Genomic DNA, 16552 nt, shown 5'->3' on the forward strand with positions numbered 1-16552 from the left:
ATAAAAACATAAAAATATGAGAGGTAAAGGTTGTCTGGTTGTTGGTGTCGTTTTATTGGTACTAGCAGCGATGGTATTCTTTTGGGGTAAAAATGGTTACAATAGTTTCACAGCAAGTGAGCAGGAAGTAACTTCCAAATGGTCAAACGTAGAAACAGTGTATCAGAAGAGAGCAAATCTGATCCCGAATCTCGAAAGAACCGTAAAATCGTATGCGAAATTTGAGACTGAAACACTCACGAAAGTGGTTGAGGCCAGGTCAAAAGCAACTTCTATCAATATAGATCCTACCAATATGACGGAAGCGGATATGGCGAAATACCAGGCTGCACAAGGTGAGTTGAGCGGATCACTTAGCCGATTGATGGCAGTTGTGGAAAGTTATCCAAATCTAAAAGCAGATCAGCAGTATATCAATTTCCAGAGAGAGTACACCGCGATAGAAAACAGCATCCGTGCAGAAACTGTTTATTACAATGATGCTGCGAAAAACTACAATACCAGTATCAAGCAATTTCCGGGAAATATCCTGGCTAATTTTACAAACTTCAAAGAAAAACCATATTTCAAAGCTGAAGCGGGCGCAGAAAAAGCACCTGATACTTTTAAAGAATAATGAATCACTTTCTTACCAATACAGAGATGGCTTCCCTTGTGGAGGCCATCAAAATAGCTGAAGACCACTCCTCAGGTGAAATCCGTGTGCATATAGATGCGACGGCAGAAGCTGATTTTGCAAAGAAAGCCTTTGGGATATTCAAATCTTTGGAAATGCATCAAACGAAAGAGAGAAATGCGGTTTTGTTTTACGTTAATTTTGAGCAGCATTACCTCACAATCATTGGTGATGAAGGCATTCACAAAAAAGTAAAACAATCTTTTTGGGACACGATCCACGATGAGATGACAGCGCAGTTTGTAAAAGAAAATTACTATCAAGGCCTGAAAGATGCCGTCCTGAAAACAGGACACGAATTGAAAAAATATTTCCCCGTAGTTGGGGAAAATATCAATGAATTACCCAATGATATCAGCTTCTCTTAAACGTTTTGTCTTCGCACTATTCCTGATTTTTGGATTGTTTTCCAAAGCTCAGCTGGTGCCAGAAAAACCAGCCGTACTTTATCCGGTTTATGATAAGGCCAACCTGCTTTCGGAAAGTGAAAAGGATGCGCTGAATCAAAAACTGATCAAATTTTCCGATTCTACTTCTACAGAGATCGAGGTCATCATCCTGCCCACAACGGGTGGCGAAGATGTCAATTACCTGGCAACGATGTATGGTCAGAAATGGGGCATTGGTCAAAAAGGTGTTGATAACGGCATTGTTTTCCTGATCGCCACAGAAGACCATACGATGGCTATCCAGCAGGGCCGTGCGGTGGAGCAGTATTTGACGGCTTCGGTAGCGGGTCAGATTTTGGATTATCTTGTGACACCGAGTTTCAAAAAAGGAGAATGGTACAACGGGATAGACCGGGGAACATCTGCTATTATGGAAGCGGTTCAGGGGAAATTCAAACCGATTGTCAAGAAGCAGAACAAAGACGGCGGGATCAATATTGGCTCGCTCATTTTGATTGCCATTGTTATCATCATTCTGCTTAGTATAATCAACAAAAATAACGGAGGCAATAACGATGATGATGATTACACGCTTTCCCGTAAAGGAAGCCGTAGATACGGTGGCGGATTCTTCCCATTCCCAGGAAGTTTCGGCGGTGGTGGATTTGGAGGTGGAAGCAGTGGAGGCGGAGGTTTCGGCGGCTTTGGTGGCGGCGGAAGTTTCGGTGGCGGCGGTGCTTCTGGTGGATGGTAAATTATCCTTAATTAATATAAAAAAAATCAGAACCTAATTTAGATTCTGATTTTTTTATACTTATGATCCAATATTTTTCTTTATTAATTCTTCCATTTCTTCATCAAACCCATCTATTTTCTTTATCAATGTTCCATCAGGACCGAAAAGATAAAAAACACGCGTTCCATCAACTTTATATTTTGAATACGTTTCGCTAGATCTACCATCTTTATCCCGAAGAATGATCCATTCCGAATGGTGTTTCTTATGTAGTTTTTCAAATCCTTTCAAATCCTGATCTACATAGAAGGTGACAATTTCTAATTTGTTGCCCTTCTCTTTTTTTAATTGATTAAGCGTAGGAATAGACTGAATGCAAAAACCACAGTATAGTGTAGAGAAATCTAACAACACGAATTTTTGCATAAAATAGTCAGAAAATTTTACTTTTCTTCCATTTTGATCAATCGCTGAAAAGTTATAGAAGCTATCACCAATTTTTAAATCAGGATTGTACAGGTATGAATTGATTGATTTTACAAGTAGGTTATTTTTAAGTTTAGGATTTAAGTTTTTGACTGAATTTGATACAAAGCTTTTTGATAATACAGATTTATTACTGTCCAGCAGATATAATCCATATGGTTGATTGATGTTGTCTGTAATGAATTTTTTATTGATTTCCTCTAATTTTTTGTCGACCAAAATTATTTTCCCAAATGGTTGTTTTTGGCTCCAATAAGTAATTTGTAGGCTGTCATTCCATTTGCTATTATCCCTTATACTAGCAACCTGCGATTCATATTGGCTTCTTTCTTCATTTAAAGCTTTGATAAGTTTAAAATACTTAAAACGCAAATTATCATATTTAGACCCTTCCGTTTTCACATTCCATTTAAAATCCTCTTTTTTCGCATTGATTCTAATTGACTCATTACCAATGAATAATTCAGAATATCTGTAACTGGTCCCGTTGCTGATCAATAGCACAACTGAGGAGGGTTCATTTTGTAATGTTCCATTTAGAGCAAATTCTCCGTTTTTGATAATACAACTATCCAAAGTCATATTGTTTTTCGTGATTTTCGCGAATGAATTTTCTTCGAAACCCGAGAGGTTTCCAGTGATTTGAAAACGTTTTTGAGCATTAGTTAAAAGGAAAATAATCAAACTCAGTAATACTGTGATTTTTTTTTTCATTGATCTTATTTGGTCAAATATCCCAAAATAAATCCAAAACCCCAAATTATTGACTAATTCGTAATACATACGGCTTGATTTTGAAACCAAATTTCATTATATTTACGGAAATCGCAGTTTCTTTTGAAAAAAACATTGGTACTTTTTGCGCATCCTTATTTCGAACATTCTACGACAAACATTAGGTTGTTGGAATGTTATGATAATTTGCCCAATGTTACTTTCCGCGATTTGTACGAGGATTATCCGGATTTTCATATTCAGCCCTTTCGGGAACGGAAGCGGATTGTGGATTTTGACAGGATCATTTTTCATTTCCCAATCATTTGGTTTGGATTGCCTCCATTGCTGAAACTTTGGATCGACGAGGTTTTTGATATGCGCTGGATCTCAGAAGGCCAACGCAATATTTTATCTGGAAAAGATGCGCTCATCATCACCAGTGTTGGCGGAAGCGAGGGCAATTATTCCAAAGATGGCAAATATAAAACCACTGCGGAAAGTCTGCTTATCGGTTTGCAGGTATCACTGGATATCAATCATATAGAACTGAAAAAAACACATATCATCTACAATGCAGATAATCTGGACGAAAAACAGCTGGACGTTTCCTGCCAAGAATTTGCAGAAATATTGAAAATAAAATGACAGAAAATTCAATTGCAATGACAATCCTTATCTTCTTAGGCGTGGCCATTATTATGGTGCCGCTGGGAAAAAAACTGGGTTTGAGTTCCGTCATTGGATATCTGTTGGGTGGGATTTTGATTGGGCCTTTTTGCCTACAACTCACAGGGAGAGATGCAGAAGATATTATGCACGCATCAGAATTGGGCGTGATTATGTTGCTCTTTTTGGTGGGATTGGAACTGGAACCGCAGAAACTCTGGCAGATCAGGAAAAGAATATTAGGACTGGGGCTGAGTCAAATGTTATTCAGTATTGTCGGGATCTTTATCGTATTTTATATAGCCGGATTTGGACTTCAAAAATCGCTGATCATTTCATTGTGTTTTGCCATGTCATCCACGGCAATTGTCTTGCAGACACTGAAGGAGAAGAATCTTTTCCGGACCGTTAGCGGAGAATCTTCATTTTCCATTTTACTGTTTCAGGATATTGCCGTGATCCCAATTTTGGCCCTTTTGCCGTTTCTTTCGAAGTCGCAAAAAGCCCTTGCACAAGCAGATCACGACAAAGTATTATTGCACCTCATTCCAGAATGGCTGCAGCCTTTTACGGTGATCGGTGCCGTCATCGCTTTAATATTATTAGGCCGTTACCTCTTCATTCCGTTTCTCAGATTCGTTTCAAGATCCGGACTTAACGAGCTCTTGACTGCAGCATCATTATTCCTGGTCATCGGTGTTTCAGAATTGATGATCTCCATTGGTCTGAGTCCTGCTTTAGGCGCATTCATTGCCGGCGTGATGTTGGCAAACAGTGAGTTCCGCCACGAGCTCGAAAGTAATATCGATCCCTTCAAAGGTTTGCTCCTCGCAGTCTTTTTTGTAAGTGTGGGTGCAACGATTAACTTTAACATCATTGCGTCCAAACCTGTTTTTATTTTTACCGCAGCCTTTATTGTACTGGCCATCAAAGCGACGGTTCTGTTCGGAATCGGTAAGTACTACAGAATGAACAATGAGCAGAGTTTTTTCCTCGCTTTTGCACTGTCACAAGTGGGTGAGTTCGCTTTTGTTTTGATTAATTTCTCTGCCGGATTATTTTTAATAGATTATCAGGCCAACTCAGAACTCATGGCGATTGTTGCCATTACAATGTGCATCTCGCCATTGCTGATGATCTTTAAGGAAAAAATACTAGACAAACATTTCATCAAAGAAAAATCTGACGAAAATATAGAACTGGGCATCATCAAACAACGTAAAATTATCATCGTAGGATTCGGCTATTTCGGAAGTACAGTGGGAAGATTACTGAAAGCCAACGGGATCAGATCCACGGTTTTGGACAATGATCCAGATCGTGTGGCGCTACTGAGATCCAATGGTTTCAACGTGTATTATGGCGATGCTACAAAACCCGCATTGTTGCGTTCTGCCGGGATAGAGGAGGCAGAATTGCTGGTAATCTGTCTGGATGATCCGGAAAAAAATAAATTCCTGGTCGATTATGTCAAAGAAAATTATCCCAACATCAAAATATTTGTGCGGGCAAAAAACCGTCTGGATGCCTATGAATTTCTCAATAAAAAAGTAGATAATATCTACCGCGAAACCTTGGGGACAGCTGTTGATATGGCCGTGGATATCCTGAAGGAAAACGGCATGCGAAAATACACCGCCAGAAGAATGGGCAAACGGTTTATGATCATCGATAAAGCGATGACTAGGCAGTTGGCAAAAGAAAAAGATCTGGGTCTCATCACCTTCACACTCCGGGAAAGGCTGGAACGTGAGGCTCAATTATTGGCTCTGGACAGTATTTCATTTGAAGAAAACCATTGGAGCGGAGACGATGATGAGGACAAATAGAGATGATTTGGGCAGCTATTCCGTCTTCCACTCCCGCTATTTTTGCCTTTGCTTTTCCAGCCACAAAAAATGAGCTCCGTTCAAGCCGGGCTGCAGATTCAGCACATCAAGAACACGAGTCTCCAAATTCACGACAATTTTTTTTTCATTGAAAGAGAAAGAGTACATTAATTGCGAGATGTATCTCCAAAAAATTATAGATTTCTTTTATTTTTCATTACTTTTATTCCCCAAATCATTTTTATTCTATGAAGAAAATAAAAACATCTTTACTTGTCGCATTTATGGCGCTCAATACAGGAAATGTACTGATCCATGCCCAGCAGAAAAAGACCACTGCCACCACAGAAACAGCTATGAACAACAATCCATTTCTTAAAAAAAGCACCCTACAATATCAGGCACCGGAATTTGACAAGATCAAAGATGGCCATTTCAAACCCGCTTTCGAATTCGGTTTGAAGGAACAATTGGCAAACATCAATAAGATCGTCAATGATAAAGCTTATCCAACCTTTGAGAACACCGTTCTGGCATTGGAAAACAGCGGACCCACTTTGGGAAGAGCAACCATTATTTTTTATAATTTGACGAGTTCCAATACCAATGATGCACTTCAGAAATTAGAAGAAGAATTCGCTCCGATCTTTGCTTCGCACGCGGACAAGATCTCATTGAATGAAAAATTATATCAAAAATTAAAAGCCGTAAAAACCGATAAGCTCGATGCGGAAAGCAAAAGACTGACAGAGTTTTACCTTACCAATTTCGAATTGGCAGGCGCCAACCTTTCTGCAGAGAACAAAGAAAAATTAAAAGAGATCAACCAGCAACAGGCCACTTTGGCAACGCAATTCAGTAATAAATTACTGGAAGCCAGAAAAAACGGCGCCGTTTTAATCTCAGACGTGAAGGAACTAGACGGGCTTTCTGCCGATGACATTGCAGCAGCTTCGGAAGACGCAGAAAAAGCGGGACAAAAAGGAAAATATCTTTTGGCTTTACAAAATACAACGCAACAGCCACTTCTTCAAAATCTTAAAAACAGAGCAACAAGAGAAAAACTCTACAAAGCATCTTGGACAAGAGCCGAAAAAGGCGACGCCAATGACACCAGAGAAACGGTCGAGAAATTAGCCAAGCTAAGATTGCAAAAAGCGCAACTCTTCGGCAAGAAAAACTTTGCTGAATGGAGTCTTCAGGATCAGATGGCAAAAACGCCGGAAGCGGCAATGGGACTTTTGGCACAATTGGCAAAACCCGCGGTAGAAACTGCAAACCGTGAAGCTAAAGAAATCCAGGAAGTGATCGATGCGCAGAAAGGTGGTTTCAAAGTGGAACCTTGGGACTGGAATTTCTATTCCGAACAAGTGAGAAAAGCGAAATATGATCTGGATGATAACGAGATCAAACCTTATTTCGAAGTGACGACGGCTTTAGAAAAAGGTGTTTTCTATGCTGCGGAGAAATTCTACGGCATCACTTTCAAAGTGAGAAAAGACCTTCCGGTGTACCATCCGGATGTCGTGGCTTATGAAGTCTTTGACAGAGACGGAAAATCTTTGGCACTTTATTATTTGGATTTCTACACCAGAAGCAATAAGAGCGGTGGCGCGTGGATGAACAACTTCGTTCAGCAGTCTCATTCATTGGGGCAGAAACCGGTAATCGTAAATGTGTATAATTTTCAGAAACCAGCACCGGGGAAACCATCTCTGATCTCTTATGATGATGTAGAAACTTTGTTCCACGAGTTTGGCCATACTTTACACGGCCTGTTTGCAGATCAGAAATATGCCTCTATATCCGGAGCAAACACGCCAAGAGATTTTGTAGAATTCCCTTCTCAGATCAATGAGCATTTCGCGTTGGAACCAGAGATCCTGAAAAATTATGCTTTGCATTATCAGACCAAACAACCAATGCCACAAACATTGATTGATAAGATCAAAAAAGCATCCAACTTTAACCAAGGTTATGCAACAACAGAGTTGGTAGCAGCTGCGACTCTGGATATGAGTTGGCACACTGTAACGGCAGACAGCCAATTGATCCCGGTTTTGGATTTTGAAAAGCAAGCTTTGTCCAAATATGGATTATTGGTTCAGCAGGTTCCGCCAAGGTACCACACACCGTATTTTGCCCACATCTGGGGCGGCGGTTATTCGGCGGGATATTATGCTTATCTGTGGTCAGAAACTTTGGATTCTGATGCCTGGGAATGGATCAAAGCCAATGGCGGAATCACCAGAGAAAATGGAGACCGTTTCAGAAAATACATTCTTTCCGTGGGTAACAGTGTTGACTTGAATAAAGCTTTCGAAGGTTTTACCGGTCACAAAGCAGACATCAAACCACTTTTAAGAAGCAGAGGTTTTATCAAATAAAATTTCAAAAATAAATAAGAAAACGTTTCCAGTTTTGGAAGCGTTTTTTGTTTTAAATTCTGAGATACTTTTGATTAACTTTAATTTTTAAGAATGAGTTGTAATGAATATTAAATTGCAAATTGTATTAGTCAGTCTAAATACAGGATTTATTTTACAAATAAAAAAATTAGAAAGAAGATTTACGTTCACAGTAATAATTCTCCAAAAGAATTGGATTCTTTAGCTTATTGGATAGTTGATGTCAAGAGAAAGCTAAAACTTAAGAAAACAAATAAAGCGCTTAATTTTGAAAATACAGTTTATTTTAAAACCACCACCGCCACTACTATTAAAGTAGTATCAAAACAATTTTATTTAACTTCTTTTAAAATTTAGAAAAATGAATTCTTGAAAAACATGTAATTCTTTTGTGATGATTCACGTTGCCGGGCTTCTGCCATTTCATTCCTCCTTTTTCAGTTCGTTCTTCTGCACCAGTCCATCAAGAAGAAAGCATTGGAGCGGGCAAAGGCAAAGGCAGATCTTCTTAATCTAAGATACCAGCTTCAGCCTCATTTTCTGTTCAATACCATCAATTCTATTGATGCATTAATATTGACAAAATCAGATGACGCTGCGGAAAGTATTCTGAAGTTGTCCAACGTGATCTGCTACATCGTAGAAGACAGTGAGAATAATGTTGTCCTGCTTTCCAAAGCATTGTTTTACATCAAAGGTTATATGGCCTTACAGTTGATGCGGACAGCTGATAGTCTTGATTTTTACCATCATGAAACCGGTAATACAGAAGGTGAACGGATTGCTCCGATGATCCTCCTCAATTAGATCGAAAATGCTTTCAAATATGGGATCAAAGCGGAAGAAGCATCGAAGATATCGATTGGTATTGATGTGAAAAATGACCAACTGACTTTCAAAGTCTTTACTCATATTGTCAATCATTCTGCAGCTGATGAATCTACTAAAGTAGGAATGAAAAACAAGACCGAACGTTTAGAAAAACGGTATCCCGGAAAATAGACGTTGAATGTTACGGAAAAGTCCGGAACTTATTCAGTTGAACTTAATCTTGATCTTAGCTCATCATTATGATAAAAGCCATTGCCGTAGACGACGAAATATTAACGCTGAAGATTATCGAAACCTTTGCCTCAAAGATAGATGATATCAGTCTGGAAACCACTTTTCATAAACAGAGTGATGCTGAGAAGTACCTGCGTAAGTTTCCTGTGGATCTTATTTGTATGGATATCCAGATGCCGAATAAAAACGGATTGGATTTCTACAAAAGTCTGTCGCAGGATACAAAAGTGATTGATCGCTTTTCCGGCATGGTCTGAAGCCTATGAGATGGGAACGGTAAGTGGAGCCGCAAGTACGGGATTTAAGCTGGAGCATACAGTCAAAGTCAATGCGTAATTGCTTAATGACAAAAATTTTCTATTAAAATTTAAAAATTAACATCTCTGGTGCTGGATATGTCGTAAATAAAGTTGACAATGAAATTTTCATAAGTTTATTTTTTCCGGAACCTGTTATTTGTCAGATTTTCATAGGTTGTTGGCAATGGGTTCCGGATTTTTTTAAAATGATTATTAATTAAGTTTTTAAAATAAATATGCTGGTTCAAAGTCTTTCAAAAACATTAAAATCAGATGACAGGTTTTGGGATCTTGCTCCCGGTGCTGCAGTAGCAGAAGTTTACAAAGATGATAGATCGGTAAGCAGCACGGGCAATGGATTGCTAGAAGTTTTGGAGCTTGTGATTGGAAAAGATGCTCAAAACCTTGTCACTCTGAGAGCGGATCAAAAAGTGATCTTTCTTCCGCTGAACGGTAAAGTCAGGATCAACGGCTTCGGCAAAGTGATAGCGGCCGGTGAAGTGGTGGTTTTCGATTCTTCAGAAGATCAGGAAGTGGCTGTCCTAAACGTGCTGGCTGATGCAGATGCGGACGTTCTTGTCATAACATTCAACAAAAAGATTACAGAAAACTCTTACCGCATCAATCAGTTGGATTTAGAGATTAGAAACAAACTGAATTTTGTGGACACCGGCTTCAATTTTCCGGGATTCATAGGCGTGTTCGATGCGAGAAAACAGGGACGTTATATCCTGAAAGACCAGAACAATGGGATCTTCGGGATGGTAATCAATGGGGTGTTTGAGTTCCAAAATAGCTTGGTAGAGAATCGGGATGCGATCCTGATCTGGGATTTAGAGGAACTGACATTCGAGGCATTGAGTGAAAACGCGATCATCCTTTTCTTTGAGATTCCTGAATAACAGCTAAAATTGTTGTTGTGTTGAAATTTTTATTTTTCGATTTATTTTACCCAAAATCCCGATCAGTGTTTGATCGGGATTTTTTGATTTTCAGATCTCGATGGTGATTGGGAAATGACGTTCTGCAAGTTTGCAGCGGTAATCAAGTTTTTTTTAATCGATTGATCACAAAGCCGAAAAATCGATTAAGATTGGTCACTTTCAGCTTTACATTCTTGCTAATATCTCCTTTTTCTTGGTTTCATAATCTTCGGCAGATATTAAATCATTGTCGAGATATGCCTTTAATTTCATTAGTGTTTCCATTGGATCCTCGCTCGGTTTTGGAGTCTCTTGCTTAGCTTCCTCTTTTTGCTCGGCCTGGGTATTGACCGTGATGCCGCCAGAAGTGGCGCGCTTGTCTTCCAGTTCTTTGTGCCGGCGGAATTCTATCATTTCTTCCTCTTTGGCTTGTGCGTATTGATAAAGTTTTCTTGCCTGAGATTTTGGAATATAATCTATGGTTTCCACAAATCCACTGACAGCAGTCATTTTGAAAGTGGAACCTAAAATAGCTTCGCTGATGTGACTTTCACCAACATCTTTCCAAGGATAATCCTGAAAATCTGTTACCAACCCAAATGATTTGGATCGGAAAAAGATGATTCTTTTATTCGTAAGCACAATAGAATCTGGAGAAATGTTGATGGCTGGTTTATTTTGTACAGCGATGTATTCCAGAGTTTCGCCATTGGTTAAAAGATCGTTTATTTTTTCAGCGATCTTTTCTACGGCTTTTGGGTCTTGGTCTTCGTTCAGGAATTTCTTTATGTCGTTTATCATTGGTTTGAAGATTTAAGTTTTGTCTAATGTGAAATTACGAAAACATCTTGAATATCTTTGACGTTCATCCAGTATCATTTAAATTAAATAAAAAAAGCAAAATATTGATTTACATTTTGCTTTTTATTTAAGTAAGATTAATTCCAATTTACTTTTAAATCTCTGAACTCTAATTTTGAGTACGTCCATTTTAAAGGATGTCCATCCGGCTCGTTCCTTGTGTTGAATCTAAAAAGTTTAATTGATAGTGGTTGTTCTGCAATCTCTTTAAATGTAAAATAAATTTTTAAAGGAACATTAGCTGGTAATTTGTGAGTTGGCGAACTTGATTTAAAATAGTCAACATTGTATTCATTTCCTTCTAAATCTATCAAAGATAAATTGCTAATATCCATTTTTATATTTGAATCTTTTGTTTCTGTAAGAAAAGTGATAGTGATTGTTTTAGCTGCTTTATTACCAGTGACTTTTGTAGTTCTGAAATTATTGTTGTCTTTTTCAGATTCCAGAATAGGTGTATTGATTTCAAGAACTTTTTTTAAATAATCGTTTTCAGTTTTAATGGTTTGATTTTCAGATTTTAAGTTTGCGTTCTGGGATTTTTATGTTTTCGCAAGTTTGTGCGTAAACCAATCCGCTCAAAAGCAAAGCAGAGAGTAAGAACTTTTTCTTCATTGTTGTGTTTTTAAATTTTATAATGAAGTGAATTTACAAAAATAATGTGAATCTTGGAAACAAAAAACTGCATCAGAATATCCAATGCAGTTTATATTTTACTTTAAAGTTCAAATCCTAACTTTCCAGTTGAGTTCCCAAGAATTCCCATTCCTGCAAAGTCAAATCTAATTCTTCTTTGATTTTATTATAAGTTTCCAAAGTCTCTTCGGATGGATTTTCTTTAGTAAAAGAACTTTCAAATTCCTCGATCTTCAACTCCAGTTCAGAGATTTTTTCTTCAACTTTTTTAATTTTATTCTGGATATTCTTTTGTTCCTTGCTAACGATCATATTAGATTCTTTCACCGGATCCGGAACTTTAACCACAGGTTCTGGAATTGCTTCCTGATGAAGTTTGGCTTTCTCGGCAGAAACTTCGATGATGCTTTCCTTTTGTCTGTATTCCAAATATTCATTGATGTCACCAAGGAATTCCTTCATACTTCCGTCACGGAATTCGAAGATCTTGTCGGACAATCCTTGTAGAAATTCACGGTCGTGAGAAATCACGATCAAAGTGCCCTCAAATTTCTGAAGTGCCAATTTGATAATCTCCTTGGACTGGATATCCAGGTGATTCGTAGGCTCATCCATAATCAACGTGTTGAAAGGACGAAGCAACAGTTTACACAGTGCCAGACGGTTTCTCTCACCTCCAGAAAGAACTTTCGTTTTCTTGGTCACATCTTCACCCTGGAACAGGAAAGATCCCAAAAGGTCACGCACTCTTGGTCTGGTTTCCTCGGTTGCAGAGTCTTCCGCTTCTTGAAGAACCGTTTTATCCGGCGTCAAAACCTCTTCTTGATTCTGAGCAAAATAACCGATGTTCACATTGTGTCCAAGATTCCATTCTCCGGAAAAATCTGTGATGTCGCCGGCAAGAATTTTTGCCAACGTTGTTTTTCCTTGTCCATTTTGTCCAAGCAAAGCGATTCTTGCGCCTCTTTCTACGATGAAATCTACTTTGTCGAAAATCTGTTTTTTGCCATAGGCTTTCCCCAGATTCTGAGCTTCGAAGATCACTTTCCCCGGTTGTACACTCGGTTGGAAACGGATATTGAATTTGGAAACGTCATCATTCTCAACTTCGATGCGTTCCAGTTTGTCCAGTTTCTTGATCAATGACTGCGCAAAAGAGGCTTTGGAAGCACTCGCACGGAATTTGTTGATCAATTCCTCGGTATGTTTTACTTCTGCATCCTGGTTTTTCTTCGCTTGGATGAGTTTTTCTTTTCTGTCTTTTCTTAGTTCCAGATATTTGGAATAATTGGCTTTGTAATCGTCAACCTTTCTGTTATTCACATCAAAAGTTCGGTTACAAGTGGAAGTCATAAACTGCTTGTCGTGACTTACCAGCAACATCGATCCCTGATAATTTGTCAAAAAATCCTCCAGCCAGATGATAGATTCCATATCCAGGTGGTTGGTAGGCTCATCGAGTAGCATCAAATCGTTTTGTTGAAGAAGCAATTTTGCCAATTCTATTCTCATTCTCCAACCGCCGGAAAATTCGTCGGTTATTTTTTGAAAATCATCCGCTTTGAAGCCTAAACCAAATAGAATTTTTTCCACATCGCCCTCCAAATTATACGCATCGAAATTCATCAGCATATCATTCAGATCCGTCATTCTGTTGATGAGATCGGTGTACGCATCACTTTCGTAATCTGTTCTTGTCGCCAATTGGTGATTGACTTCTTCCAATTCGTCTTTCAAAGCATTGATCTGTTCAAAAGCCTGCATTGTCTCGTCCCAAACGGTTCTTCCTTTTACGAAGTCAAGGTCCTGTTTCAGGAAACCGATCGTGATTTTACCCTCAGTAACCACATTACCTTCGTAGTAATTGATTTCTCCGGAAAGTATTTTTAAGAGCGTAGATTTTCCGGCTCCGTTTTTCCCGACTAAACCGATTTTGTCTCCTTTTTTGATGGTGAAATTGGTGTCTTTGAAAAGATAATTTCCTGCGTGATGTAAGCCTAATCCCTGAACCGAAAGCATTGTATTCTATATTTTATTTGAATTTGCAAAAGTAGTGAAATATGGTGGAAGATGGAAGCTGGATGTGCGAAGTTTATATTTACTTAATAATTAAGGTGTTATTGAACGAGTAGTTGGCTTCGAGAGCCTCAGCCTGACAGTTGTTGATTGATTATGACAAACTTTTATTTAATGACAAAAGTTGAATTTATACTGAAACTTGCAGCCCGACTTATCTCAATTTCTTATTTTTTTAATTTGAATCGAGGAACCACTTCGTTAGGTTTGGGTGGAAATCCTTTTTTGCTTTGACTTAAGTTCTATTTAAACTGAAATGTTCGAGCAAAAAAGATTGGGAACAGAAGGCGGATAAAGCTGCCCAAATTAATTAAAGGCTTTCTGATCAATAAGTTTTATAAGGAAAAAAATCTGGCGATTTTTGGTTTTTTATTTGTCTTCGAGAGCCTCAGACTGACAGTTCTACCACTTACATCGTCCAGCTTTCAATATCCAACTTCCGACATCCAAACAAATCCTTATCTTTGCAAAAATCTAAACAAAATGAGCAAACCGATTACTGAGTTCATCGAAAAATATTATCTGCATTTCAATGCTGCGGCGTTGGTTGATGCTTCTAAGGCTTATGTAGCACATCTGAAAGATGGCGGAAAAATGATGATCACGCTGGCTGGCGCGATGTCAACGGCGGAATTAGGGAAAATCTTGGCTGAGATGATCCGTCAGGGGAAAGTGGATTTTATCTCTTGCACAGGCGCAAACCTTGAAGAAGATCTGATGAATCTTGTAGCACACACGCATTACGAAAGAGTGCCGAATTATAGAGATCTGACGCCTCAGGAAGAATGGGGACTTTTGGAAAGAGGCTTGAATAGGGTGACAGACACTTGTATCCCCGAAGAAGAAGCGTTCCGAAGATTGCAGAAACATATCTACGAAATCTGGAAAGATGCAGACGAAAAAGGAGAAAGATATTTCCCGCACGAATATATGTACAAAATGATCTTGTCTGGTGTTCTTGAGCAGTATTACGAGATCCCGAGAGAGAATTCTTGGATGATTGCGGCGGCGGAGAAAAACCTGCCAATCGTGGTGCCAGGCTGGGAAGATTCTACAATGGGAAATATTTTTACATCTTATTGTATTAAAGGTGATTTGAAATTCTCAACCATGAAATCCGGAATCGAATATATGGCCTACTTGGCGGATTGGTACCCGAAAAATTCTGGTGGAAAAGGGGTGGGCTTCTTCCAAATTGGTGGTGGAATTGCCGGCGATTTCCCAATCTGTGTGGTGCCGATGTTGTATCAGGATATGGAAATGCATGATATTCCTTTCTGGAGTTATTTCTGTCAGATCTCAGATTCTACAACATCTTACGGATCTTATTCCGGAGCGGTACCGAATGAGAAGATCACTTGGGGTAAATTGGATATTACCACGCCGAAATTCATCGTGGAAAGTGATGCAACAATCTGTGCACCATTGATGTTCAGTTATATTCTGGAGAATTCTTAAAGGAATTAACTATATAAAAAAGAAAGCGTTCAAATTAGTTTTGAACGCTTTTTTTTTATGTATTGATGTTTGATAATTTAATCTAATGAATTGAGCAAGACTTTATATCGATAACCAAAAATCAGTTTCTGAAACCTGTTCAATTTTGTGAAATCTCTTTTGCTGTATTTTGGTAGAATGGCTTTGTTGATGTTGTTCAGAACTCTGAAAATTGCTTTTTTCATCACTTGAAATTTTAAAATACGAATGGTTAAAGTACAAGTTTTAAGCCACTGCGACCATCATTGATCACTTATCATTCATCATTTATAATTACAGCATCATCACGTTTTCTATCTTCGCGACTTTTTGATAAATGTCAATCACCTGATCTGCGTCCATCACAAAACATTGTAAAGAAACGGAAGTGTATTTTCCTTTGGAACTTTCTCTGTTTGATAAAGTGTATTTCAGCCCGTCAAAAACTCTTAAGATTTCAGTGATTTTTTCGGAATCTCCCGGAACGATGAATTTGAAAAGGTATTCTTCCGGAAAATTGTGTTGACTTTCTAGTTTTTCCTTTAAAGATTTGTAAAATTCTTCTGGATTAGTGTGGTTGGTTTCTACGATATCTGCCATTTTATTTTTTGAATATTGAGTTACTAAAAAAAATCTCCGTCAAAAAAAACGGAGATCAAAGTTAGTGATATTTAATTTGTGATTAAGAAGGATTTTCAGCCGTGGCGTCCTGTGGCAGAGAAACGCCATCCGGAGCAGCTTCCAAAGCTTTATCTAATGTAAATAATGATTCGTCTGAGGCGCTGTCTCCACCAGCTATTTTTAATTTGTCAATCAGCTCTAGTGCTAGTTTTTCTTCTTCGATCTGTTCTTTGACAAACCATTGCATAAAATTCCAGGTTGCCCAGTCTTTTTCTTCAAAAGATAAATTGACGATCTCATAAATAGCGGTTGTATTTTCAACTTCGTGCTCAAAAACCTTGTGGAATGCCTCTGTTAGATTTTGGGGGTTTTCGGGTGGTGCAGGTATGGCTTCTACTCTTGCTTCACCACCTCTGTCAAGGATATATCGCATAACCTTGATCATGTGATTTCGTTCTTCTTGCGAGTGTCTGTAAAGGAAATTGGCGATTCCTCCATAGCCTTTGGTGTCTGCCCAGCATCCGTATGAAAGAAAAATTTGTGACGCGTGCGCTTCCTTTGTCATTTGTTTTATTAATGCTTCCTGCATCTGATTTGACAGTCTGTTCGTGTTCATATCTATTTTTTTTTTTTTTTATTTCTTTTAAGGAATTAAATAAGGAGCTTTTATTAACTCATTTTGAGGTAT

At 38.5% G+C, this 16552-nt stretch carries 17 protein-coding genes; 10 read left to right on the top strand and 7 right to left on the bottom strand.

From position 1 onward, the window contains the following. Positions 1-16 precede the first annotated feature (16 nt). Genes F564_RS0103130 through F564_RS0103140 form a run of 3 tightly spaced genes read left to right on the top strand, consistent with a single transcriptional unit; the run spans position 17 to position 1819 of the window. Positions 17-616, top strand: coding sequence for a LemA family protein (locus F564_RS0103130; protein WP_028121325.1), 600 nt, complete (start codon positions 17-19; stop codon positions 614-616). Beyond that, positions 613-1044: a TPM domain-containing protein gene (locus tag F564_RS0103135; RefSeq protein WP_028121326.1), complete on the top strand. Its 432-nt coding sequence runs from the start codon at positions 613-615 to the stop codon at positions 1042-1044. Before F564_RS0103130 ends, F564_RS0103135 begins: the two co-directional genes overlap by 4 nt. Beyond that, positions 1025-1819, top strand: coding sequence for a TPM domain-containing protein (locus tag F564_RS0103140; protein ID WP_028121327.1), 795 nt, complete (start codon positions 1025-1027; stop codon positions 1817-1819). The genes F564_RS0103135 and F564_RS0103140 overlap by 20 nt, the downstream gene beginning before the upstream one ends. Before the next feature lie 60 nt (positions 1820-1879). Here the strand turns inward: F564_RS0103140 and F564_RS0103145 are convergent, their stop codons facing one another. Next, entirely contained in the window at positions 1880-3091 is a 1212-nt protein-coding gene (locus F564_RS0103145) for a TlpA disulfide reductase family protein (protein ID WP_228373842.1), read from the bottom strand. Positions 3092-3124: 33 nt separating this feature from the next. Between F564_RS0103145 and F564_RS0103150 the strand changes: the two genes are divergently transcribed. The 6 genes from F564_RS0103150 to F564_RS0103180 all read left to right on the top strand — a co-directional run bounded on the left by F564_RS0103150 (position 3125) and on the right by F564_RS0103180 (position 10173). After that, entirely contained in the window at positions 3125-3649 is a 525-nt protein-coding gene (locus F564_RS0103150) for an NAD(P)H-dependent oxidoreductase (RefSeq protein ID WP_028121329.1), read from the top strand. Then, positions 3646-5499 carry a monovalent cation:proton antiporter-2 (CPA2) family protein gene (locus tag F564_RS0103155; RefSeq protein ID WP_028121330.1) on the top strand — a complete coding sequence of 618 codons (1854 nt, stop codon included), beginning with the start codon at positions 3646-3648 and terminating at the stop codon, positions 5497-5499. Before F564_RS0103150 ends, F564_RS0103155 begins: the two co-directional genes overlap by 4 nt. Positions 5500-5855: 356 nt before the next feature. Then, complete coding sequence (locus F564_RS0103165) at positions 5856-7886, top strand: M3 family metallopeptidase (RefSeq protein WP_228373851.1); 2031 nt, start codon at positions 5856-5858, stop codon at positions 7884-7886. A 498-nt stretch (positions 7887-8384) separates the two neighbouring features. Beyond that, complete coding sequence (locus tag F564_RS0103170; RefSeq protein WP_028121332.1) at positions 8385-8714, top strand: histidine kinase; 330 nt, start codon at positions 8385-8387, stop codon at positions 8712-8714. A 263-nt stretch (positions 8715-8977) separates the two neighbouring features. Beyond that, positions 8978-9229: a LytR/AlgR family response regulator transcription factor gene (locus F564_RS0103175; RefSeq protein WP_028121333.1), complete on the top strand. Its 252-nt coding sequence runs from the start codon at positions 8978-8980 to the stop codon at positions 9227-9229. Between the two features lie 278 nt (positions 9230-9507). After that, complete coding sequence (locus tag F564_RS0103180) at positions 9508-10173, top strand: pirin family protein (protein WP_028121334.1); 666 nt, start codon at positions 9508-9510, stop codon at positions 10171-10173. Positions 10174-10380: 207 nt separating this feature from the next. Here the strand turns inward: F564_RS0103180 and F564_RS0103185 are convergent, their stop codons facing one another. The 3 genes from F564_RS0103185 to F564_RS0103195 all read right to left on the bottom strand — a co-directional run bounded on the left by F564_RS0103185 (position 10381) and on the right by F564_RS0103195 (position 13710). Continuing rightward, positions 10381-10995: a PH domain-containing protein gene (locus F564_RS0103185; RefSeq protein WP_051259549.1), complete on the bottom strand. Its 615-nt coding sequence runs from the start codon at positions 10993-10995 to the stop codon at positions 10381-10383. Between the two features lie 137 nt (positions 10996-11132). Continuing rightward, positions 11133-11390, bottom strand: a complete 258-nt coding sequence (locus F564_RS20900; protein ID WP_228373844.1) for a hypothetical protein — start codon at positions 11388-11390, stop codon at positions 11133-11135. Positions 11391-11787: 397 nt separating this feature from the next. Continuing rightward, on the bottom strand, positions 11788-13710 hold the full coding sequence (locus tag F564_RS0103195; protein WP_028121336.1) for an ABC-F family ATP-binding cassette domain-containing protein: 1923 nt from the start codon (positions 13708-13710) through the stop codon (positions 11788-11790). Positions 13711-14250: 540 nt separating this feature from the next. On the opposite strand from F564_RS0103195, the gene F564_RS0103205 reads away from it, so the two are divergent. Further along, positions 14251-15225 carry a deoxyhypusine synthase family protein gene (locus F564_RS0103205; RefSeq protein WP_028121337.1) on the top strand — a complete coding sequence of 325 codons (975 nt, stop codon included), beginning with the start codon at positions 14251-14253 and terminating at the stop codon, positions 15223-15225. A 77-nt stretch (positions 15226-15302) separates the two neighbouring features. On the opposite strand, the gene F564_RS20830 is transcribed toward F564_RS0103205, so the two are convergent. From F564_RS20830 to F564_RS0103220, 3 genes are all read right to left on the bottom strand, one after another. Continuing rightward, positions 15303-15449, bottom strand: a complete 147-nt coding sequence (locus tag F564_RS20830; protein WP_169816748.1) for a hypothetical protein — start codon at positions 15447-15449, stop codon at positions 15303-15305. Positions 15450-15537: 88 nt separating this feature from the next. Beyond that, a complete protein-coding gene (locus F564_RS0103215; RefSeq protein ID WP_028121338.1) occupies positions 15538-15843 on the bottom strand; it encodes a DUF493 domain-containing protein in 306 nt (101 codons plus the stop codon). An 82-nt stretch (positions 15844-15925) separates the two neighbouring features. Further along, complete coding sequence (locus F564_RS0103220; protein ID WP_028121339.1) at positions 15926-16480, bottom strand: ferritin; 555 nt, start codon at positions 16478-16480, stop codon at positions 15926-15928. Positions 16481-16552: the final 72 nt, after the last annotated feature.

It is taken from the genome of Epilithonimonas tenax DSM 16811 (assembly GCF_000428485.1).
In the GTDB taxonomy this organism is placed as follows: domain Bacteria; phylum Bacteroidota; class Bacteroidia; order Flavobacteriales; family Weeksellaceae; genus Epilithonimonas; species Epilithonimonas tenax.